Below are 20,565 nucleotides of genomic sequence, written 5' to 3' on the forward strand. Positions count from 1 at the left end.
TCTCACCGATCGCCGTCCCGGCCCGTCGCTCCGACCCGTTCGCCGGAGCGATGGGCGCGGTTAGGCGGCCTGTTCTGCCGGCTTGTTCTTGCCCCAATATTCGTCGCGCAGCAGCCGCTTGTAGAGCTTGCCGGTGTCGTGACGCGGCAGCTCCTCGCGGAAGTCCCAGCGGCGCGGCGACTTGACGTGGCTGAGGTTGGCGCGCGCGTATTGCGACAGTTCCGCCGCGAGCGCCTCGCGATCCTCGAGCGGATCCTTGGGCTGGACGACCGCGACGACTTCCTCGCCCATCTCGTCGTGCGGCGCGCCGATCACCGCGACGTCGGCGACCTTGGGATGCGTGATCAGCAGATTCTCAATCTCGGCGGGATAGATGTTCACCCCGCCCGAGATGATCATAAAGCTCTTGCGATCGGTGAGGTAGAGATATCCCTCCTCGTCCATCCAGCCCACGTCGCCCAGCGTCGTCCAGCCCTTGGCGCTGGTGCTCTCCCTCGTTTTCTCAGGATCGTTATGATAGCTGAACGGTGCCGCACCGGTCGGGTTGAGATCGGTCACCGGCGCCTCGAAGAAGATCGCGCCCTCGGTGCGCGGCGGCACCTCGTTGCCGTCCTCGTCGCAGATGTGCGTGATCGTCGTCAGGTTGCGCCCGACCGAGCCCTTGTGCGTCAGCCACTCCGGCGAAAGGATGTTGTGGAAGCCGTTGCCTTCAGTGCCGGCATAATATTCGCCGATGATTGGCCCCCACCAGTCGATCATCTGCTCCTTGACCGGGATTGGGCACGGCGCGGCGGCATGCCACACCGCCTGGAGCGAGGACACGTCGTACTTGCGGCGCACCTCTTCGGGCAGCTTGAGCATGCGGATGAAGTGCGTCGGCACCCATTGCGCGTGCGTCACCTTGTACTTCTCGATGAACTCGAGCGCCTTCTCGGCGTCGAACCGCTCCATCACCACCACCGTGCCGCCGAGCTGCTGCACCGCCATCGACCAGCGCAGCGGCGCGGCGTGGTAGAGCGGCGCTGGCGACAGATACACCATGTCCGCGTTGAAGCCGTAGAGCCCCTGCCCGATCATCACCAGCGGCGAGACGTTCTCGCCATAGGGCTCCTCCGGCAGCGCGAAGCGCACGCCCTTGGGCTTGCCCGTCGTGCCAGACGAATAGAGCATGATCTGCCCCGGCGACGGGTCGGCGATCGGCGTCACGGGCTGGGCCGCAACCGCCTCTTCCCAGCTGTCGTATCCCTCGATCACACCGTCGGCCATGAACCGCGAAAGATCGCCGATCAGCGGCAGCAGCGCCTCGGCGCATGCCGCGGTGCCCTTGCCGGCGACGAACACGCGGCACTCACCGTCGCGGATGATATATTCCGCCTCCGCGGGCATCAGCTTGGACGAGATGCAGGTGAGATAGACGCCCGCGCGCTCCGCCGCCCAAGCGATTTCGAAGTAGCGCGCCGAATTATCGAGCATCATCGCCATCGCGTCGCCGCGCTTCAGCCCGAGCGCGCGGATGAGATGCGCGCCCTGGTTCGCGCGCGCGTCGAGCTGGGCGTAGGTCACCGTCTCACCCGATCCGGCCATGATATAGGCAGGTTTGTCGGGCATGGTGGCGGCGTGCTTGTACGGGTGCGTCATCGGTCTCTCCGCCGCGGCGGGCGCTTGCGGCCCGCTCGCGGTCTTTTGGTCTTCGTGGCGTCGGTCAGGCGGCGATGCGCTCGACGATGATCGCCGGTGCCATGCCGCCCGCGGCGCACATCGTGACGAGGCCGTAGCGCTTTTCTTGGCGCTCGAGCTCGTCGACGATGGTGCCGATCAGGATCGAACCGGTCGCGCCGATCGGGTGGCCGAGCGCGATCGAGCCGCCGTTCACGTTAACCTTCTCGCGCGGCAGGTTCAGGTCACGAATGAACTTCTCCGACACGACGGCGAACGCCTCGTTGATCTCGAACAGATCGATGTCCTCCACCGTCAGGCCGGCCTTCTCCAGCACCTTCTTGGCGGCCGGCACCGGCGCGTTGAGCATCAGCGTGGGATCGTCGCCGACGTTCGCCATCGCGACGATGCGCGCGCGCGGCTTCCAGCCCTGCTTCTCGGCATATTCCTTCGACGCGAGCAGCACCGCCGCGGCGCCATCGACCACGCCCGACGAATTGCCGGCATGATGGAAGTGCTGGATGTCGAGATCGGGGTACTTGCGGTTGATCTGCTTGCGGAACGTGTCGCCGGCCTTGTTGTACGGCATGTCCGCCATCGCCGCGAACGACGGTTTCAGCGCGGCGAGGCCCTCGGCGGTTGTTTGCGGCCGCGGGAATTCATCATGGTCGAGGACGACGGAGCCGTCGTCGTCGACGACGGGGACGATCGACTTCTTGAACCGCCCTTCCTGGATCGCGACGGCGGCCTTCTGCTGGCTCTCGAGCCCGGCGCGGTCGAGCTCCTCGCGCGTGAAGCCTTCCTTGCTCGCGATTGCGTCGCCGCAGATGCCTTGGTGCGACTGCGGGTGGCTGAGGTTGAGGCGCTCGTTGCCCGATCCCATGCCGAGCGGCGGCTTGCCGCTCTCCATGTCTTCCTGGCCCATCGCGGCGGTGAGGCTCATCATCTCGGTACCGCCGGCGATCACGCAATCTTCCATGCCGCTCATGATCTGCGCCGCGGCGAAGTTCACCGCGGTGATGCCGCCGCCGCAGAACCGGTCGAGCGTGGTGCCCGACGCCTTGACGTCGTAGCCCGCGTCGAGCGCCGCCATGCGGCCCATGTCGCCGCCCTGCTTACCGCGCTGCGAGCTGGTCGACCAGATGATGTCGTCGACCTCCTCGGTCTTGATGTTGTTGCGCTCCTTCAGCGCCTTCAGCACCGTCGCGGCGAGATGCTGCGGATGCATGTGCGCCAGCGCGCCCTTGCCCTGCTTGCCAATCCCGCGCGGCGTGCGGACGGCGTCGATGATGTAAGCGTCGGCCATTGCTGAATAACCCCTCCGAAGATGCCTGCCGCGAACGATAGCTTTACCGGCGCGGATTTCCGGCATAACCTTCGTTATGGTAGAGGGGATGTCAAGCGTGGAGCCTGTAGTTTCGGTACGGACAGTGCCCCAAACGCGAAGTCCGGACCTGACACCGCGCGTCTGGCTGGAGGCCGGCCAGTCGCTGCTGCGTCGCGGTGGGTTGCGCGCGCTCAAGCTCCGCCCGCTCGCCGAGGAGCTCAAGGTCTCGACCGGCAGCTTCTACCATCACTTCCGCGATTTCGACGATTACCAAGGCAAGCTCGCCGCCTATTTCGCCGAGGATCAGGTGAGCGACCTCATCGCCGCGCTGGAACGCGCGACGCCCGATCCGATCGGGCGCATCCGGCTGCTCGGGCAGACGGTGCGGCGGCGCGGATCGTCGCGGATTGCGGTGGCGATGCGTGCTTGGGCTGAGAGCGACACGCGGGCACGCGATGCGGTGCAGCGCCACGACGCGCTGATGCTCGATTTCCTCGCGCGTAGCCTGATGGCGACGGGCTTCTCGCGCGAGGAGGCGGAAGTGCGCGCCTACGGCCTCATCACGCTGGGGCTGAGCAAGGTGCACGCGCCGCACCTCGACATGGTCAATCTGTTCGACGCGCTGCTCGACATCATGGTCGCGCGTCCGACGTGCAAGTGAGGGCGATTGTCGCATGAAAGCGCTCGTCGTCTCCACTCTCTCGCCCGATTTCTCCGGCACCGCGCTCGTCGACGTTCCCGAGCCGGTCGCGGCGCCCGGCAAGGTGCTGATCGCGGTCAAGGCCGCGGCGCTCAACTTTCCCGACCTGCTGATGACGAAGGGCGAGTATCAGCTGAAGCCGCCGCTGCCCTTTTCGCCAGGCATGGAGATCGCCGGCGAGGTGATCGAAGGTGACGGCTTCCACCCCGGCGAGCCGGTGGTCGCTGGCACGCGATTGGGCGGTTTTGCGGAGCGCGTCAGCGTCGATGCGAGCGCCGTGCGGCGCAAGCCCGCGCATCTTTCGTTCGGCGAGGCGGCCGGGGTCGGCGCGGCCTATCTCACCGCCTATGTGGCGTTGGTACGGCTCGCCAAGGTCACGTCGGGCGAGTGGGTGCTGGTGCACGGCGCGACCGGCGGCGTCGGGCTCGCCGCGGTCGATCTCGCCAAGGGGCTCGGCGCGCGCGTGATCGCCACCTCGCGTTCGCCCGAGAAGCTCAAGGTGATCGAGGCCGAATATGGCGTCGACGGCTGCCTGCCAGCCTCCGGCTTCCGCGATCGCGTGAAGGAGATCACCGGAGGCGGCGCGGACGTCATCTACGATCCCGTCGGCGGCGACGTGTTCGACGAATCGGTCCGTGCGATCACGTTCGGCGGGCGGCTGTGCGTCGTCGGCTTCACCTCCGGCCGGATCGCCACCGTCTCCACCAACATGCCGCTGATCAAAGGCTTCTCGGTTATCGGCGTTCGCGCGGGCGAGTATGGGCGGCAGTTCCCCGACAAGGGGCGCGAGAACCAGCAGGCGATCTGGGATCTGGCGGCAGAGGGCAGGATCAGGTCGCGAGTCCACGCCGAATATGCGCTGGAGGACTGGCGATCCGCGTTCGACGCGATGGCGCGCAGCGACATGGTGGGCAAGATCGTCCTCGTTCCCTGACGCGCGAGGCAAGCGCCGCTTGCCGAAGGCGCAGCGACGCAGCAATATCTTCTCAAAAGCGCCGGAAGACACGGCGACGGCATATATTGGAGAGCAGCATGGCCGGGTTCGATTACGTCATCATCGGCGGGGGTTCGGCAGGGTGCACGCTCGCCGCGCGCCTCAGCGAGGATCCCGCGGTCACCGTCTGCCTGCTCGAGGCGGGCGGCGCCAACAAGGAGATGCTGGTGCGCATGCCCGCCGGCGTCGGCAGCCTGATCAAGGCCAAGGGCAAGCACAATTGGGGCTTCTGGACCGAGCCAGAACCGCACCTCGACAATCGTCGACTGTGGTGGCCGCGCGGGCGCGGGCTCGGCGGCTCCTCGTCGATCAACGGCATGGTTTACACCCGTGGGCATCCGCAGGATTTCGACGAGTGGCGGCAGCTGGGGCTCAGCGGCTGGTCGTGGGACGACGTGCTGCCCTATTTCCGCAAGCTCGAAGGCCATCACCGCGCCGATCCGCTGCACGGCGCCGAGGGGCCACTAACGATCTCCGGCGGGGAGAGCGACAGCCCGTTCCACGATGCGTTGATCGAGGCCGGGCGGCAGGCGGGCTATCCGGTGACGGAGAATTTCAACGGTGCCAGCCAGGAAGGCTTCGGCCGCTACGACCTGACGATTGCCAACGGCCAGCGCTGGTCGACCGCGGCAGCGTATCTGCGCCCGGTCGAGCATCGCGCGAACCTCACCGTCATCACCGATGCGCGCACAATGCGAATCGTGGTGAGCGGCGGACGCGCCGCGGCGGTGGACTATATCCGCAACAAGCGGATCGAGCGCGTCGAGGTGGACGGCGAGGCGCTGCTGTGCGCGGGCGCGGTGCAGAGCCCGCACATCCTCCAGCTCTCGGGCATCGGCGCCGCCGCGGCGCTGAAGGAGGTTGGCGTCCAGCCGGTCCACGACCTGCCGGGCGTCGGCGAGAACCTGCAGGATCACCTCGACATCATCATGAGCTGGCACAGCCGCGGGCTGATGACGGCCTTCTCCTCAACCAAGGGCCTGCGTCAGCTGCGTGTCGGGATCGAATATCTGACGCGCGGCACCGGACTCGGGCGGCAGCAGTTCCTCGAATCGGGCGCGTTCATCAGCTCGCGCGAGGGGCTGTCGCGTCCTGACGTACAGATCCACGGCGTGCTCGCGATCATGAAGGATCACGGCAAGACGCGCGTTGCCGCCGACGGCTTCTCGCTCCATCTGTGTCAGCTGCGTCCGGAGAGCCGCGGCCGTATCGCGCTCGGCTCCGCCGATCCCACCGCCGATCCGCTGATCTACGCCAATTACCTCGCGAGCGAAGTCGACCGACGCGTGATGCGCGACTGTGTCCACATCGGCCGCGAAGTCGCCTACCAGGCGGCGCTCGATCCGTATCGCAGTGACGAGATCGCACCGGGCCGATCGGTGCAGAGCGATGCCGAGATCGACGCGTGGGTTCGCGCCAATGCCGAGACGATCTACCACCCCGTCGGCACGTGCAAGATGGGCGCCGACGGCGACACGATGGCGGTGGTCGACGAGCGGCTGCGCGTGCGCGGGATCGGCGGCCTACGCGTCGTCGACGCCTCGGTGATGCCGACGCTGGTCGGGTCGAACACCAACGCGCCGACGATCATGATTGCGGAGAAGGCGGCCGATCTGATCCGCGGCACCGCGCCCGCCACCGCGCTGGCGGCCTGAAGGCGTCCGGCGGCGCGGCCCCGTCAGCCGCGCCGCTGATCAGTTCCCGGTATCGAGGATCGCGCGCAACCGATCGCTGACGGCGCCACTCGGATACGGTTTCTGCAGCACCTGATCCTCCGGCACGTGCGCCAGCGCGGCGAGATCGGCGTAGCCCGTGACGAAGAGTACCGGCAGCGCAGGATAGCGGCGGCGCGCCTCCTCGGCGAACTGCGCCCCGTTCATCCCCGGCATTGCGAAGTCGGCGACGACCGCCGCGACGTCCTCGGCCGCGAGCGCCTCGAGCGCCGCAGCCCCGTCCGCCGCCTCGATCACGCGGCACCCCGCCTCGCGCAACTCGTCCGCAGTGACGTTGCGCACGCCGTCGTCATCGTCGAGGACGAGGATCGTGCGGCCCGCGATCGATCCGCCGCGCGGCGTTGCCGCGGGTGCCTGGTCGCGCGCATCCTCCAGCGCCTCGGCGCGCGGTAGATACACGCTGACGGTTGTCCCCGCCCCCGGCGCGGTATCGATCCGCACGCCGCCGCCCGATTGCTTAGCGAAGCCGTAGACCTGCGCCAGCCCGAGTCCCGAACCCTTGCCCACTTCCTTAGTGGTGAAAAACGGCTCGAAAACCTTGTTGCGGATCTCCTCGGTCATCCCGCTGCCGGTGTCGATCACCGACACCGCGACATAGTCGCCGGCCGATGGTTCCTCCGATCGCTCGGGATCGCCAAGCATTACGTTGCGGGTCGCGACGCGCAGCGTGCCGCCGCCCTCCATCGCGTCGCGCGCGTTGATCGCGAGGTTGAGGATGATGAGCTCGATCTGTGTCGGATCGACCAGCGCGGGCCACACGTCCTGGCCGAGCTCGGTCTCCACCGCGACCGCGCCGCCCAATGTGCTTTGCAAAAGGTCGCGCATGTTGGCGACGATCTCGTTGAGCGAGACCGCACGCGCCTCCAGCCGCTGTCTCCGCGAGAAGGCCAAGAGCTGCCCCGTCAGCCGCGCACCCCGCTCAGCCGCCGCGCGGACGTGTTCAAGCCGTTGGCGCGTCTTGCCATCGATCCCCGCGCGGTCGATCGTCCGCTCGATCAGTGCGAGATTGCCGAGCACCACGGTGAGCAGGTTGTTGAAGTCGTGCGCCACCCCCGACGTCAGCTGCCCGACCGCCTCGAGGCGCTGCATCTGGGCCAGCGTCGCTTCCACCCGCTCACGCTCGCTGATCTGCTCGGTCAGCTCCGCGGTCCGCTCGGCGACGCGGCGTTCGAGCGCCTCGCCAGCGATATGCGCGTCGGTCACGTCGACGCCGCAACCCACGAACCCCTCGAACTGCGCCCCCCAGCGCCGCGGCCGACCCTCGACGTGGAACCAGCGGACGTTGCCGTCAGCGTCACACAGGCGGATGTCGCGGGAGAAGCTACGCGGCTCGGAGAGCCGACGCCGGCCAAATTCGACGAAGGCGGCCATGTCGTCGCGATGCACCACGCGGCGCCATCCTTCGGCCAGCATCGTCTCGGGCGTCAGCCCCAGCAGCGTCTCAAATCCGCGGCTGGCGAACAGGAAGCGCCCCTCGGCATCGTTGATCCACACCAGCGCGGGCAGGCTGTCGGCGAGCGTGCGAAATCGCTCCTCGCTTTCGCGTAGCTCGTCGGCTTGGCGCTTGCGATCGGTGACGTCGGTGCCCTCGACGAAGACGCCGGTTATGGTCCCGTTCAGGTCGCGCACCGGCTGGTAGATGAAGTCGACGAACCGCTGCTCGTCGGGAGCATGTTCGCCGCGCCACAGCCGCACGGGAACATTATCCCCGCGATAGGCTTCACCGCTGGCTACCACGTTGTCGAGCAGCGCGACGAAATTCTGCGAGACAAGCTCGGGCAGCGCCTCCGGAACGGTAAGCCCGATCAGGTCGCGGCCGCCGACCAGCTGCTGGACCGAGGCGTTGACCAGTTCGAAGACATGCCCCGGCTGGCGCAGCACGGCCATGAAACTCGGCGCCTGATCGAACATCTCGGCGAGCCGCGCGCGCTCCTCCGCCATCTGGCGTGCAGCGCGCACGCGTGTCGTCGTTTCAGCGACGATGCACAGCACGCCGCCAACCGTGCCGTCCGCCGTTCGCACCGGCGAATAGGAGATATCGAAGTACACCTCCTCACCGTAGCCCGCGCGCTCGATGTAGAACGGCCGATCCTTTGCGCTGTACGTCTCGCCCGTCTCACGAACGTGGCGCAGCAGCGGTTCGAGATCGTCCCACAATTCAGTCCACGATTCGCGCGCCGGCCGGCCGAGCGCGCCGGGATGCTTGGTGCCGATCGTCGGCGCATAGGCATCGTTGTAGAGCGCGACCTGCTCGTCGCCCCAGAACAGCACGATCTCCGCGCTCGCCGGAAGCAGCAGGCTTACCGCGCTCAGCAGCGCGTCGGACCAGCCTTCGGGCGGGCCGAGCGGCGAGGTGGACCAATCATGCGCCATGATCCGCGCGGCCATGTCGCCACCCCCGGCGAACAAAGCGGCCAGCCGTCCGTTATCGGGTTGCGGATCAACCATCGTCGTTGCGTAAACCAGCCAGAGGGCGACGCAAGACCGGATCGTTGGCCCGAGGGTGAAACAGGGGGTAACACGCACGCCATGAACGCTCGTTTCGGCTCGATCCACCATCACCGCATGCTGCGCGTCGCGGCGGCGACCCCGATCGCCAGCGTCGGCGATACCGCCGCCAATGCCGAACAGACGATCGCGCTGGCGCGTCGCGCGGACGCCGAGGCGGTCGACTTAGTCGTCTTCCCCGAACTCAACGTCACGTCCTACGCGATCGACGATCTTCACCTGCAGACCGCGCAGCAGCAGGCGACCGCCGACGCGCTGACGAAGATCGCCGAGGCGAGCGAGGGCTTGCGCCCCGTGCTTCTCGTCGGCGCGGCGCTGCCGCGCGCGGGGCGGCTGTACAATTGCGCGGTGGTGATCGCGCGCGGCCGGATCCTCGGCGTCGTGCCCAAGACGTTCCTGCCCAACTATCGCGAATATTACGAAAAGCGCTGGTTCGCGAGCGGCGCGGGGCTTGCCGGCCTGTCGATCGAGATCGCCGGGCAGACGGTGCCGTTCGGCGTCGACCAGATCTTCGCTGCGCGCGATCTGCCGCACTTCGTCTTCCACGCCGAAATCTGCGAGGATTACTGGTCCCCCACCCCGCCATCGACCGCCGGCGCGCTCGCGGGCGCGCTCGTCTGCTGCAACCTGTCGGCGTCGAATGTCGTCATCGGCAAGTCGCGTGAGCGCATGATGCTCTCAGCGGCGCAGTCCGCGCGCGCCGTCTGCGCCTATGTCTACGCCGCCGCCGGACCGGGCGAGAGCACGACCGATCTTGCCTGGGACGGACAGGGCTCGATCCACGAGCTCGGCGAGCTGCTCGCCGAATCGTCGCGCTTCGGGCTCGATCCCGAGCTCGTCATCGCCGACGTGGATTGCGAGCGGCTGGCGCAGGAGCGGATGCGCAACGGCACCTTCGGCGATGCGGCGACGTTCGCCGGCCACCCGGAGACGCGTTTCCGCCGCATCGTGTTCGACCATCAGCCCGATTACGCTGACGTCGGGCTAAAGCGCGCGATCCGTCGCTTCCCGTTCGTGCCCGATACGCCCGCCCGGCTCGACGAGGATTGCTACGAGGCATTCAATATCCAGGTCGAAGGGCTGCTCAAACGCCTCGCCGCAACGGGTGTCGAGCGGCTGGTGATTGGCGTGTCGGGCGGGCTCGATTCGACGCACGCGCTGATCGTCGCGGCGAAGGCGCTCGACCGGCTGGGCCGCCCGCGCTCGGACATTCTCGGCATCACGCTGCCCGGCTTCGCGACGAGCGAAGATACCAAAAGCAATGCCTGGAAACTGATGCGCGCACTCGGCATCACCGCTGAGGAAATCGATATCCGGCCCGCCGCGCGAATGATGCTGGAGGGCATGAAGCATCCGTTCGCGAGCGGCGAACCGGTGTACGACGTCACCTTCGAAAACGTGCAGGCAGGTCTGCGCACCGACTATCTGTTCCGCATCGCCAACCAGCGCAACGGCCTCGTCGTCGGCACCGGCGATCTCAGCGAGCTCGCGCTCGGCTGGTGCACCTATGGCGTCGGCGATCATATGAGCCACTATGGCGTCAACGCCGGCGTGCCCAAGACGCTGATCCAATTCCTCATCCGCTGGTGCATCGCCACCGACCAGTACGATCCCGAGACCGACGCCGTGCTCGATGCCATCCTATCGACCGAGATCTCCCCCGAACTCGTCCCGGCGGACGCGAGCGGCGCCATCCAGAGCACCGAGGCGAAGATCGGCCCCTATGCGCTGAACGACTTCTTTGCGCATTACGTGTTGCGCCATGGCCTCGCGCCGTCGAAGATCCTGTTCCTCGCCTGGCATGCCTGGCGCGACATCGACGCCGGTCGCTGGCCGATCGGCTATCCCGAAGCCGCGCGTACGGCCTATGATCGCGACACGATCAGGGCGCGGCTCGAAAAGTTCCTGTGGCGCTTCTTTCAGATCAGCCAGTTCAAGCGGTCTGCTTTGCCCAACAGCCCCAAGGTCTCCGCCGGGGGCGCGGTGTCGCCGCGCGGCGACTGGCGCGCGCCGTCGGACGGTTCGGCCGACGTGTGGCTGGCGGAACTCGCCGCGAACGGGCCGTAAAGGTTTCACACGGCGAAACCGGCTGTTTACTGTATCGGGTTAAGCGGGCGCGATGGGAAGGCGCAGCAACCGGCGAAATGGAGCGGCAGTCGCGACGGGCATCGCCTATTTCTTCGCTTGCGCGCTGACGATCAAGCTGACGCGCTTCGAAGGCGGGGTCGCCTTTATGTGGATCGCCAACGGCCTGCTGACGGCGCGACTGACGACGCTGATGCCGCGCAACTGGGCGGCCCCGCTCGCCACGTGTTTCATCGCCAGCGTCCTCGCCACCACGATGTTCGGCTTCGGCGCTGCGCTGGCCGTGCCGCTCGGTGTCGTGAACGTCGGCGAGAGCGCATTGGGCGCAGCGCTGCTCCATCGCTACGTCGGGCGACACAGTGGCCTCGAATCACACCAGTGGCTTATCATCTTCGTCCTGGCGACGGGCATTGCGGCACCCGCCGCCGGCGCGATCGTCGCGGGCGCATCGATCAGCGCGCTGAGCGATCATTCGTTCGTCGCCGCCACGCTGCAATGGTATAATGGACACGCGCTCGGCACGCTCGCCTTTATGCCGATCTTCATGCTGATCATGCGCGGCGATGCATGGCGGCTGATCAGGCGAATGCGCCGCGCCAAGCTGATTGAACTTGCCACGCTGATTGGTCTTGTCACGCTCGTCACCGTTGCAACCTTCTCGCAGACGCGCTTCCCACTGTTGTTCTTGCCGCTACTGCCGATCGTGCTCGCCACCTTCCGCGGCGGCGCGCTGTCGACGGCGGCGTCGATCGTCATCGTCGCGATCGTTGGCGCGATCCTTACGGTGCGCGGCTACGGCCCGCTCGCACTGATGGACGGATCGATCGGCGAGCGGATGCAGTTCTTCCAGCTCTATCTCGCCTGCGCGATGCTCACCGTGCTTCCCGCGAATGCGGAGCTCCAGCGTCGCAGCGAGCTGTTCCGGCAGCTCCGCGATAGCGAAGCACGCTACCGCCTCGTCACCGACAGCTCGACCGACATCATCCTCAACGTCGATCGCAACGGGCGCCTGCGCTTCGTGTCGTCCTCGGTTCATCAGCTCGCCGGCCAGCGCGCCGAAACGCTGATCGGCCGGCCGCTCACCGAACTCGTCCATCCCGACGATGCCGATCGCGCGATGGCGACGCTGCGCAGCGTGCTCGACGATCCGACCGCGGTGTCGGTCAACGAATATCGCGGGCGAACGGCCGCTGGCGACATCCGCTGGTTCGAATCGCAGAGCCGCGCGGTGATCGACGATGAGGGCAACGTCACCGGGCTCGTCAGCGCAGTCCGCGAGGTGACGCGCCGCCGCCAGCACGAACAGCGCCTCGCCGAGGCCGCGCTCACCGATCCGCTTACCGGGCTCGTCAACCGGCGAGGGATCGAGCATGAACTGACCCGCCTGCTGGCGGGTACCGACGGTGGCTGCGTCGCTCTGTTCGACCTCGACCATTTCAAGCGCGTCAACGACACCTACGGCCATTTCGCCGGTGACGAGGTGCTACGCCGTTTCGCCGTCGTCGCGCGATCGAGCCTGCGCGACCAGGATCTGATCGGGCGGCTGGGGGGCGAGGAGTTCGCGGTGCTGCTACCTGATGCGACGATCGAGCAGGCGCGGCTCGTCTGCGACCGGCTGCGGCAGGCAATCGCAGACGCACGGACCAAGGTCGGCGACGCGCAGATCGGCGTCACGGTCAGCGGCGGCGTCGTCACCTACCTGCGCAACGAGGCGCTCGAAGACGTGCTCCACGCCGCCGACGTCGCATTGTACCGCGCCAAGCATGCCGGCCGCGACCAGCTCGCGCTCGCCGCCTGAATCTCACGCGATCGCGCTTGCCGATGCGGGCGCCGGTCGACACAAGGGCGCCGGAAAAAAGACGGCAGGAGAGCAGGACGTGAGCGAGGGCGACCCGGAGATCCACGAATTGAGCCGGACGCTCGGGCTCGTCCGCATTGTCGAGATGGACCCCGCGGGCCGCGCACGGCTCGAATATCGCGCCGGCATGCACATGTGCCACTCGGGCGGCGTCGTGCAGGGCGGCTTCGTCAGCGGCTGGATCGATGCGGCGATGGCGCACGCGGCGATCGCGATGGGCGGACCCGACGTGTCGCCGATGACCCTCGAACTCAAAGTCAGCTATTTCGCGCCCGCACGCCCGGGCCTCGTCATTGCCGAAGGCTGGGTCGAGCGGCGCGGACGCAGCACCTGCTTTTTCGAAGGACGCCTTCTCGACGAGAGCGGCAAGGTCCTCGCCAAGGCGAGCTCGACGCTGATGCTGGCGCAGCGCGACCGCGTCGAACAGGCCGCGAAGGCCGCGACGCAGGGCTGAGCTGCGCAACACCGAGCGGCGCAGTTCGCGCTGCGGTCAGGCGTTGCGCGCGACCAGCCCGCCGTCGACCGGAATGATCGCGCCCGTGACGAAGGCCGCAGCCGGCGCGCACAGGCTCGCCGTCATGAACGCCACCTCCTCGGGCAGGCCGTAGCGGCGCAGCGCGGTGCGGCGCGCAGCGTAGACGTGCTTCGCCTCGTCCGGGATGCCCTGCGTCATTCCGGTCTCGATCGGACCGGGGCAGATGCAGTTGACGGTGATGCCCGATTTGCCGAGCTCCACCGCCAGGCTGCGCGTTAGCCCGATCACTCCCGCTTTCGCCGCCGAATAGGCGCTGAACCCCGATGTCGCGCCCAGCCCCTCGGTCGACGCGATGTTGACGATGCGCGGGTGTGCGGCACGGCGCAGGTGCGGCAGCGCGGCACGGATCAGGCGTTGGTGCGCGGTCAGCAGCACCGAGATGTGCCGATCCCACTGCTCGTCGTAGCCAGCGCCGTCGAGCGGCAGATTGGCCGAAATGCCCGCGTTGTTGACGATCACCGACAGGTCGCCGAACGCCGCGGCGCTTTCTTCAACGACCCGGGCGATCGCTGCCGCATCGCCGACGTCGAGCGCCCAGGCCTGTGCACGCAGCCCCTCGCCCGCGATTTCGTCGACCACCGCCTGTGCGGCACCTCGCGACACGTCTGTCACTGCGACCGCCGCGCCCGCACGCGCGAGCAGGATCGCAGTCGCCCGCCCCATGCCACTCGCCGCGCCGGTGACGATCGCGCCCGCCCCGTCGAGCCGCGCGGTTACCTCGGGGATCGGCCGCATTCTGTCTCTCCTGTCGAATCGCTGTTTGCCGTAGCGTAAGCGAATTGCCGACGGGCCGAAACGCGCGATACGTTACGGGAAGACGCGGCCCGGGATCGACCGATTAGATGATCCCGCCACCCAGCATCAGTCGCAGCGTGAAGATCACGATCAGCACGAGGTTGAGGTTGCGACCCGCGTTCGATGTCGAGAGCGCGCCCACCGCTGCCCCGACGATGCCGATCGGGATGACCAGCCAGTTGAGCCAACCGAGCAGCGGCACGAAGGCGATCAGCCCCGCTGCCAGCGTGATGAGACCGATCAGGATCGAAGCGATGTTCAACATGCCACCAACATGGGTCAGCGCCCGGTGTATTGCAACAGTGAGACACATATCGCCACGTCGCGATGGCGGCGCACGGCGGCGCACGCTTCCTTAACGGCTGGCGTTGCATGGAACGCTCGCAAGTGAATCCGGGGGATAGAAGATGATCGGGCTGGTTCGCGCGGTGCCGCTGCTCGCGCTCGCACTCGTCGCAAGCTGCGGCAAGGCGCCGGACGAAGAGGCGTCGATCGCCGATCTCGACAATGCGCTGGCGCAGGTGAACGGCGCCGCGAGCGCGAACGATCCGGTGCTGCAGAGCGCGCTCAAGGATCAGATCATGGTCGATCCGGCGCTGGTGCAGCAGGCGAATGCCGACACCGTCCGCCCTCCCATGCAGCCCGAGAGCGGCGCGGTGCCGCCCGACGGGATCGCGAGCGCGGCGATGAAGGGCGAGAAGGACGACGTGCGCTCTGCCCCGCCGCCGGGCGAATGCAAGCAGTGCGCGATCGCGCGCCAGGTGCTGAGCCGCGGCGCGCAGGCGGCGGCGCGCGGCGGCACGGCAAATTGCGCGGGCAGCGTCGCCTATTCGGCCGCGTGGGCGAACCGGCTCCCCGCCGGCGTGCCGCTCTATCCCGATGCGCGCGTTGCCGAAGCGGCGGGCGCCGACGGCGACGGCTGCGCGCTGCGCGTCGTGAGCTTCGCCAGCGCCGCGCCGCCCCAGCGCCTGCTCGACTGGTATTTTACCAAGGCGTCCGACGGCGGCTATCGCGCCGAGCACGCGCTGCGCGGCGGCGAGCATGTCCTCGGCGGCACCAAGAGCGGCGGCGCCTTCCTGCTGACGGTGAAGCCGCGCAAGGACGGCGGCAGCGACGTCGACCTTATGGCCGACGCCGGCGCCTGACACCTTTCGCCCCGGCGCATGAGGCTCTAGGGCGAGCGCCATGAATTCGATGTTTCTGGTGATGGCGGGCGGCACGATCGGCGCGGCTTTGCGGCATCTCGCCGGCCGGCTTGCCCTATCCGCGTTCGGCCCGGCGTGGCCATGGGGTACGCTGTTCGTCAACCTCCTCGGCGGGCTGCTGATGGGCGTGCTCGCCGGCGTGCTCGCCCGCCTGCCGTCGGGTGAGGCGGCCCGCCTGTTCCTCGGCACTGGGCTGCTCGGCGGCTTCACCACCTTCTCGGCCTTCTCGCTCGACACGGTGCTGATGATCGAGCGTGGGGCATGGATCGCCGCGCTCGGCTACGTCCTCCTCTCGGTGGTCGGCGCGGTCGCCGCGCTCGCCGCCGGGCTCGGTCTCGCCCGGAGCTTCGCATGACCGACACGGTTCGCCAGTTCACCGTCGCTTCGGACGACGATGGCATCCGCATCGACCGCTGGTGCAAGCGGCACCTGCCTGAGACGAGCTTCACCACCGTCGCTAAATGGGCACGCACCGGCCAGCTGCGCCTCGACGGCGCGCGCGTCGGCCCGGGCGACCGTGTCGTTGCGGGACAGACGCTTCGCCTGCCGCCCGAAGAGGCCCCGCGCATCGACGAGAAGCCGAAGCGCGTCCGCCCGCCGCTCAGCGACGACGAGATCGATTTTGCGCGCGACATGGTGATTCACCGCGATCCCGCGGCGATCGTCATCAACAAGCCGCCCGGTCTCGCCACCCAGGGCGGCACCAAGACGACCGCGCACGTGGACGGTCTGCTCGACGCGCTTCAGTTCGAGGCGGAGGGGCGGCCCAAGCTCGTTCACCGGCTCGACAAGGATACCTCGGGCGCGCTGCTGATCGCGCGCAGCGCGCGCGCGGCGGGTTTCTTCTCCAAGGCATTCTCCAGCCGCAGCGCAAAGAAGGTCTATTGGGCGCTGGTCGTCGGCGTGCCTTCGATCGAGGACGGGACGGTCGATCTGCCGATCGCGAAGCAGCCCGGCACCGGCGGCGAGAAGATGCACGTCGACGAGGAGAATGGGCTACCCTCGCGCAGCCGCTATCGCGTGATCGAGCGCGCCGGCAATCGTACCGCCTGGGTCGAGCTGCAGCCGTTCACCGGCCGCACGCACCAGCTGCGCGTCCACATGGCGGCAATCGGCCATCCGATCGTCGGTGACGGCAAATACGGCGGCGCGGCCGCGTTTCTGACCGGCGGGATCAGCCGCAAGATGCACCTGCATGCGCGCCGCATCCGCGTCGATCATCCCGACGACGGGGTGGTCGACGTCACCGCACCGCTGCCGCAGCATTTCGCCGAGAGCCTAGCCAGCCTTGGGTTCGAGGAAGCCGCCGCCGATCGCCTACCGCCCGACGGCAAGCCGCCAATCACGCGTGACGTGCAGAAGGCAAAGGCGCGCGCGCACGCCAAGCAGGTGCGCAAGGGCCGTCGCGGCGAGCGCCGCGGGCGCGGCGCCGCAGAGTCAGAACGCCAGCGGTAGCAGCGATACGCCCAGCGTATCGCCAACGGCATGGGCGAACAGCGCCATCGATCCGCCGGCGGTGAGCCCGCACAGGACGTAGCCGAGATATTGCATCATTGGCGGATTCGGGCGGCGGAGTTTCGCGTTGCGCGACGCGCCCGAGAAGATGAAGCTCACCAACAAACCGTACACAAACACCGCTGCGCCAGCCATTGCCGTTCCGTTCTCCGAACCATCTGGTTTCTGGAGGCCTGCCCCCCCGGGCCGCTCTCGCTATTCACTGCCGTAAACCATATCTCCGATGCGTAACCAAGAGGTTGACGGGCATTTGGCCCCGTTTCGGCATCACTTTGTCGTGGCTGGCGCACCGCAGCCGGACACGGCATATCGCGCGTGATGACCTCTGATCCCGCCCGACCGCGCTGGCTCGCGCTGGTGCTCGTCCGCCTCATCGCCGCGAGCGTCGCGGTCCTCGGCGTCGTGCTACTCGCGAATGGCGATGAATTGTCGCGCAAGCTGCTCGGCGGCGCGATCGTCGTCGTCGCGCTGTGGACGATGGCGATCGTGCCGCGCGCGCTCGCCCATCGCTGGCGGAGCCCGATCGAATGAAGCGCTTCTGGCAAGCGGTGACGATCGATGCCGACCGCGTCGTTCGCCTCGACGACCGCCCCGTGCGCACGCCAGGGCGCGTGCCGCTCGCGCTGCCAACCCCAGCGCTTGCCGCGGCGGTCGCGGACGAGTGGCGTGCCGTCACCGACACGATCGATCCGCGCGCGATGCCGCTCACGGGCCTCGCCAATGCTGCGATCGACCGAGTCGCGCCCGATCCTGCCGCCTTCGCGCGTGGCATCGCTGCCTACGCCGAAAGCGATCTGCTCGCCTATCGCGCCGAATCGCCCGCCGAACTCGTCGCGCGCGAGGCGGCGGCTTGGGATCCGCTGCTCGACTGGGCGGAGCGCCGCTACGACGTCCACTTCGTCCGCGTCGGCGGCATCATGCACCAGCCGCAGCCTGCGGCGACGATCGCCCGGCTGCACGAGGCGGTCGTCAGCCGCGATGCCTTCGCGCTGGTTGCGCTCCAACCTATCGTCACCATCACCGGCACGCTGGTCGGATCGCTAATGCTTTCCGAGGGCGCGATCGATCCCGACACGCTGTGGCACGCGGTGACGGTGGACGAGACTTGGCAGGCCGAACAATGGGGCGAGGACGCGGAGGCGAGCGCGGCGCTTGCCGCGCGGCGGCGCGATTTCGACGCCGCGGTGCGCTTCCTGTCGCTGCTCGGCTAGGCCCGCTACTTCAGCAGGCTACGGATGAAGCCGATGATGCCGGTCTGCCGCGAACGCTTGAGCCGTTCCGCCGCCAGGATCGTGCGTACGTGCGCGAAACACTGGTCGAGATCGTCATTGACCAGTACATAGTCGTAGCCGTCCCAGTGGCTTACCTCGTTCGCCGCGCGTGCCATCCGCGCGTCGATCACCTGCATGCTGTCGGTCGCGCGCTTCTCCAGCCGGTCGCGCAGGACCGCCATCGACGGCGGCAGGATGAACACGCGCACGACATCGCCGCCGGCCAGCTGGTGCAGCTGCTGGGCGCCCTGCCAGTCGATGTCGAACAGGATGTCGCGGCCCTCGCTCAACGTGTGGAATACGTCGGACTTGGGGGTGCCGTAGCGATTGTCGAAGACGTGCGCCCACTCGAGGAACTCGTGATTCGCGACCATCTCGCGGAACCGCTCGAGCGAGACGAAATGATAGTCACGGCCATCCACCTCGCCCGGCCGGATCGGCCGCGTCGTGTAGCTGACCGACATCGACAACTCGTCTTCGGCGGCGAGCAACTTCTTCGCGATCGTCGATTTGCCTGCCCCGGACGGCGAGGACAGAACGAACAGCACGCCGCGGCGGCGCATGCCGTGCGGATCGGACGGGGTGGAGGCGACCATGCGCGCTAGTGCCGCGCGCATGGTCGAAGCGTCAAGGCAACTGTTGCCTCAGCGAGCGTCTCAATAGCGCGACGTGCGGCCCGCCACCGTCTGCGACGCCTTGTGGCGATCGTACATCTTCTTGGCGAGATAGCCGCCGCCCAGGATCAGGCCCAGCGGGCCGGTACGGGTTGCTGCGCGCGCCGCGAGCATGCCGATCGCCGCACCTTTCAGGCCGCCGCGACCGCGACGCTCGGTCATTTCCTTGCCGATGAGGCCGCCGATGATGCTGCGAAGCATGGGTATGTTCCTTTCGTTGCGTCGGCTCAACAAGTCGCAGCAGTTCAGGTTCCGAGCATCGCCTCGGGGCGCACCACGCGGTCGAACGTCGGTTCGTCGACGAGGCCGAGCGCTACCCCCGCCTCGCGCAGCGTCAGCCCCTCGGCATGTGCGTGCTTGGCAATCTTGGCGGCATTGTCGTAGCCGATTTCGGGCGCGAGTGCGGTGACGAGCATCAGCGATCGATCAAGCAGGTCGGCGATGCGCCGCTCGTCTGCCTCCAGCCCATCGATGCAGCGCACGGCAAAGCTCTTCATCGCCACCGCCAGAAGGTCGATCGAGCGCAGCACCGCCGCGCCGATCATCGGCTTGAACACGTTAAGTTCGAGATGACCCTGCAACCCGCCGACGGTAATCGCGGCGTGATTGCCGATCACCTGCGCCGCCACCATGGTCAGCATCTCGACCTGCGTAGGATTGACCTTGCCCGGCATGATCGAGCTGCCCGGCTCGTTCGCCGGCAGCACCAGTTCGCCGATGCCGCAGCGCGGGCCCGAGCCGAGTAGCCGCACGTCGTTGGCGATCTTGGTCAGCGCCACCGCCAGCGTATTGAGCGTCCCCGAAAGATCGACCAGCGGATCGTTGGAAGCGAGCGCCTCGAACGCGTTCTCCGCCGCGGCGAACGGCACGCCGGTGATCGCCGACAGCTCGGCGCAGAAGTCGCGCGCGAACTTGGGCGGTGCATTGAGCCCGGTGCCGACCGCGGTGCCCCCCTGCGCCACGCGCTGCGTACCCTGCTCCACCGCCGGCTCGATCCGTCGGCGGCAGCGATCGAGCTGGTTGGCATAGCCCGAGAATTCCTGCCCCAGCGTCAGCGGCGTCGCATCCTGCAGATGGGTGCGGCCGATCTTGACAATGTCGCTCCACGCCTGCGCCTTCGCATCGAGCGCGGCGTGCAGCCGATCGAGCGCGGGCAGCAGGCGCTGGCGGACGGCGAGCGTCGCCGCGATGTGCAGCGCGGTGGGAAACGAATCGTTCGATGATTGCCCGCGGTTGACGTCGTCGTTGGGATGGACGGGTACCTTGCCGCCGCGCGTTCCCGTCAGCGCCTCGTTGGCGCGCCCCGCAATCACCTCGTTGACGTTCATGTTGCTCTGCGTGCCGCTGCCCGTCTGCCAGATGACGAGCGGGAAATGATCGTCGAGCATCCCCGCCGCGACCTCCGCCGCGGCCGCCTCGATCGCCGCCGCCTTCGCGTCGTCCAGCCCATGCCGACGATTCACCCGCGCCGCAGCCTGCTTCACCAGCGCGAGCGCGTGAACGATGCCGATCGGCATCCGCTCGGCGGGCGGGAACGGGAAATTCTCGATCGAACGCTGCGTCTGCGCGCCCCAATAAGCGGCGGCGGGAACGTCGATCGGGCCGATCGAGTCGGTTTCGGTGCGCGTGTCGGTCATGCCGACTAGCTGGGGATGCGACGCATCCGAGTAAATGGTCGACGCCCGCGACGGCGAACGGTTCGCGACCGC

The 20,565-nt window shown here is 67.8% G+C and carries 20 protein-coding genes; 11 read left to right on the forward strand and 9 right to left on the reverse strand.

Annotation, left to right across the window (positions count from 1 at the left end; genetic code table 11):
• Positions 1-60: 60 nt before the first annotated feature.
• Positions 61-1,638: an acyl-CoA synthetase gene (locus B7L05_RS10980; RefSeq protein WP_085810306.1), complete on the reverse strand. Its 1,578-nt coding sequence runs from the start codon at positions 1,636-1,638 to the stop codon at positions 61-63.
• A 64-nt stretch (positions 1,639-1,702) separates the two neighbouring features.
• The gene (locus B7L05_RS10985) at positions 1,703-2,962 is read right to left on the reverse strand and encodes an acetyl-CoA C-acetyltransferase (protein ID WP_085810307.1); all 1,260 of its coding nucleotides are present in this window, start codon (positions 2,960-2,962) and stop codon (positions 1,703-1,705) included.
• 124 nt (positions 2,963-3,086) lie between these two features.
• Here B7L05_RS10985 and B7L05_RS10990 point away from each other — a divergent pair, with 124 nt between their 5' ends.
• From B7L05_RS10990 to B7L05_RS11000, 3 genes are all read left to right on the forward strand, one after another.
• Positions 3,087-3,644: a TetR/AcrR family transcriptional regulator gene (locus tag B7L05_RS10990; protein ID WP_256926694.1), complete on the forward strand. Its 558-nt coding sequence runs from the start codon at positions 3,087-3,089 to the stop codon at positions 3,642-3,644.
• Between the two features lie 13 nt (positions 3,645-3,657).
• Positions 3,658-4,617 carry an NADPH:quinone oxidoreductase family protein gene (locus B7L05_RS10995; protein ID WP_085810309.1) on the forward strand — a complete coding sequence of 320 codons (960 nt, stop codon included), beginning with the start codon at positions 3,658-3,660 and terminating at the stop codon, positions 4,615-4,617.
• A 98-nt stretch (positions 4,618-4,715) separates the two neighbouring features.
• Positions 4,716-6,332 (forward strand): choline dehydrogenase, encoded by a 1,617-nt coding sequence (locus B7L05_RS11000; protein WP_085810310.1) that lies wholly within the window; start codon positions 4,716-4,718, stop codon positions 6,330-6,332.
• Between the two features lie 39 nt (positions 6,333-6,371).
• Here the strand turns inward: B7L05_RS11000 and B7L05_RS11005 are convergent, their stop codons facing one another.
• Positions 6,372-8,858 carry a PAS domain S-box protein gene (locus B7L05_RS11005; RefSeq protein ID WP_179187192.1) on the reverse strand — a complete coding sequence of 829 codons (2,487 nt, stop codon included), beginning with the start codon at positions 8,856-8,858 and terminating at the stop codon, positions 6,372-6,374.
• An 81-nt stretch (positions 8,859-8,939) separates the two neighbouring features.
• Between B7L05_RS11005 and B7L05_RS11010 the strand changes: the two genes are divergently transcribed.
• From B7L05_RS11010 to B7L05_RS11020, 3 genes are all read left to right on the forward strand, one after another.
• Positions 8,940-10,985: an NAD(+) synthase gene (locus B7L05_RS11010; protein ID WP_085810312.1), complete on the forward strand. Its 2,046-nt coding sequence runs from the start codon at positions 8,940-8,942 to the stop codon at positions 10,983-10,985.
• 52 nt (positions 10,986-11,037) lie between these two features.
• Positions 11,038-12,801 (forward strand): sensor domain-containing diguanylate cyclase, encoded by a 1,764-nt coding sequence (locus tag B7L05_RS11015; protein WP_085810313.1) that lies wholly within the window; start codon positions 11,038-11,040, stop codon positions 12,799-12,801.
• Between the two features lie 79 nt (positions 12,802-12,880).
• Complete coding sequence (locus tag B7L05_RS11020; protein ID WP_256926695.1) at positions 12,881-13,315, forward strand: PaaI family thioesterase; 435 nt, start codon at positions 12,881-12,883, stop codon at positions 13,313-13,315.
• Positions 13,316-13,351: 36 nt separating this feature from the next.
• On the opposite strand, the gene B7L05_RS11025 is transcribed toward B7L05_RS11020, so the two are convergent.
• Together B7L05_RS11025 and B7L05_RS11030 are read right to left on the reverse strand one after the other, a co-directional pair.
• Positions 13,352-14,131: an SDR family NAD(P)-dependent oxidoreductase gene (locus B7L05_RS11025; protein ID WP_085810315.1), complete on the reverse strand. Its 780-nt coding sequence runs from the start codon at positions 14,129-14,131 to the stop codon at positions 13,352-13,354.
• A gap of 103 nt (positions 14,132-14,234) precedes the next feature.
• Positions 14,235-14,456 (reverse strand): hypothetical protein, encoded by a 222-nt coding sequence (locus tag B7L05_RS11030; RefSeq protein WP_085810316.1) that lies wholly within the window; start codon positions 14,454-14,456, stop codon positions 14,235-14,237.
• Positions 14,457-14,598: 142 nt separating this feature from the next.
• Between B7L05_RS11030 and B7L05_RS11035 the strand changes: the two genes are divergently transcribed.
• Genes B7L05_RS11035 through B7L05_RS11045 form a run of 3 tightly spaced genes read left to right on the forward strand, consistent with a single transcriptional unit; the run spans position 14,599 to position 16,851 of the window.
• Positions 14,599-15,336 (forward strand): hypothetical protein, encoded by a 738-nt coding sequence (locus B7L05_RS11035; RefSeq protein WP_085810317.1) that lies wholly within the window; start codon positions 14,599-14,601, stop codon positions 15,334-15,336.
• 40 nt (positions 15,337-15,376) lie between these two features.
• Positions 15,377-15,751: a fluoride efflux transporter CrcB gene (gene crcB / locus B7L05_RS11040; protein WP_085810318.1), complete on the forward strand. Its 375-nt coding sequence runs from the start codon at positions 15,377-15,379 to the stop codon at positions 15,749-15,751.
• The gene (locus B7L05_RS11045; protein ID WP_085810319.1) at positions 15,748-16,851 is read left to right on the forward strand and encodes an RluA family pseudouridine synthase; all 1,104 of its coding nucleotides are present in this window, start codon (positions 15,748-15,750) and stop codon (positions 16,849-16,851) included. Before crcB ends, B7L05_RS11045 begins: the two co-directional genes overlap by 4 nt.
• On the opposite strand, the gene B7L05_RS11050 is transcribed toward B7L05_RS11045, so the two are convergent.
• The gene (locus B7L05_RS11050) at positions 16,834-17,010 is read right to left on the reverse strand and encodes a hypothetical protein (RefSeq protein ID WP_375601257.1); all 177 of its coding nucleotides are present in this window, start codon (positions 17,008-17,010) and stop codon (positions 16,834-16,836) included. The genes B7L05_RS11045 and B7L05_RS11050 overlap by 18 nt on opposite strands.
• Positions 17,011-17,229: 219 nt before the next feature.
• Between B7L05_RS11050 and B7L05_RS11055 the strand changes: the two genes are divergently transcribed.
• Positions 17,230-17,442 carry a hypothetical protein gene (locus B7L05_RS11055; protein WP_085810321.1) on the forward strand — a complete coding sequence of 71 codons (213 nt, stop codon included), beginning with the start codon at positions 17,230-17,232 and terminating at the stop codon, positions 17,440-17,442.
• Positions 17,439-18,122, forward strand: a complete 684-nt coding sequence (locus tag B7L05_RS11060) for an ATP12 family chaperone protein (protein WP_085810322.1) — start codon at positions 17,439-17,441, stop codon at positions 18,120-18,122. The genes B7L05_RS11055 and B7L05_RS11060 overlap by 4 nt, the downstream gene beginning before the upstream one ends.
• A gap of 5 nt (positions 18,123-18,127) precedes the next feature.
• Here the strand turns inward: B7L05_RS11060 and gmk are convergent, their stop codons facing one another.
• From gmk to fumC, 3 genes are read right to left on the reverse strand one after another with little or no spacing between them, the layout of a single operon-like run.
• Positions 18,128-18,799 carry a guanylate kinase gene (gmk, locus tag B7L05_RS11065; RefSeq protein ID WP_256926696.1) on the reverse strand — a complete coding sequence of 224 codons (672 nt, stop codon included), beginning with the start codon at positions 18,797-18,799 and terminating at the stop codon, positions 18,128-18,130.
• 39 nt (positions 18,800-18,838) lie between these two features.
• Positions 18,839-19,057 carry a hypothetical protein gene (locus B7L05_RS11070; protein WP_085810323.1) on the reverse strand — a complete coding sequence of 73 codons (219 nt, stop codon included), beginning with the start codon at positions 19,055-19,057 and terminating at the stop codon, positions 18,839-18,841.
• Between the two features lie 44 nt (positions 19,058-19,101).
• Positions 19,102-20,493, reverse strand: coding sequence for a class II fumarate hydratase (fumC, locus tag B7L05_RS11075; RefSeq protein WP_085810324.1), 1,392 nt, complete (start codon positions 20,491-20,493; stop codon positions 19,102-19,104).
• Positions 20,494-20,565: the final 72 nt, after the last annotated feature.

This window comes from Sphingomonas sp. TZW2008 (assembly GCF_002117915.1).
Classification (GTDB): Bacteria; Pseudomonadota; Alphaproteobacteria; order Sphingomonadales; family Sphingomonadaceae; genus Sphingomonas.

Coding starts and splice junctions, on each gene's coding strand:
- B7L05_RS10980 (WP_085810306.1), bottom strand. CDS start 1,638: ATGACGCACCCGTACAAGCACGCCGCCACCATGCCCGACAAACCTGCC.
- B7L05_RS10985 (WP_085810307.1), bottom strand. CDS start 2,962: ATGGCCGACGCTTACATCATCGACGCCGTCCGCACGCCGCGCGGGATT.
- B7L05_RS10995 (WP_085810309.1), top strand. CDS start 3,658: ATGAAAGCGCTCGTCGTCTCCACTCTCTCGCCCGATTTCTCCGGCACC.
- B7L05_RS11000 (WP_085810310.1), top strand. CDS start 4,716: ATGGCCGGGTTCGATTACGTCATCATCGGCGGGGGTTCGGCAGGGTGC.
- B7L05_RS11005 (WP_179187192.1), bottom strand. CDS start 8,858: ATGGTTGATCCGCAACCCGATAACGGACGGCTGGCCGCTTTGTTCGCC.
- B7L05_RS11010 (WP_085810312.1), top strand. CDS start 8,940: ATGAACGCTCGTTTCGGCTCGATCCACCATCACCGCATGCTGCGCGTC.
- B7L05_RS11015 (WP_085810313.1), top strand. CDS start 11,038: ATGGGAAGGCGCAGCAACCGGCGAAATGGAGCGGCAGTCGCGACGGGC.
- B7L05_RS11025 (WP_085810315.1), bottom strand. CDS start 14,131: ATGCGGCCGATCCCCGAGGTAACCGCGCGGCTCGACGGGGCGGGCGCG.
- B7L05_RS11030 (WP_085810316.1), bottom strand. CDS start 14,456: ATGTTGAACATCGCTTCGATCCTGATCGGTCTCATCACGCTGGCAGCG.
- B7L05_RS11035 (WP_085810317.1), top strand. CDS start 14,599: ATGATCGGGCTGGTTCGCGCGGTGCCGCTGCTCGCGCTCGCACTCGTC.
- crcB (WP_085810318.1), top strand. CDS start 15,377: ATGAATTCGATGTTTCTGGTGATGGCGGGCGGCACGATCGGCGCGGCT.
- B7L05_RS11045 (WP_085810319.1), top strand. CDS start 15,748: ATGACCGACACGGTTCGCCAGTTCACCGTCGCTTCGGACGACGATGGC.
- B7L05_RS11055 (WP_085810321.1), top strand. CDS start 17,230: ATGACCTCTGATCCCGCCCGACCGCGCTGGCTCGCGCTGGTGCTCGTC.
- B7L05_RS11060 (WP_085810322.1), top strand. CDS start 17,439: ATGAAGCGCTTCTGGCAAGCGGTGACGATCGATGCCGACCGCGTCGTT.
- gmk (WP_256926696.1), bottom strand. CDS start 18,799: ATGCGCGCGGCACTAGCGCGCATGGTCGCCTCCACCCCGTCCGATCCG.
- B7L05_RS11070 (WP_085810323.1), bottom strand. CDS start 19,057: ATGCTTCGCAGCATCATCGGCGGCCTCATCGGCAAGGAAATGACCGAG.
- fumC (WP_085810324.1), bottom strand. CDS start 20,493: ATGACCGACACGCGCACCGAAACCGACTCGATCGGCCCGATCGACGTT.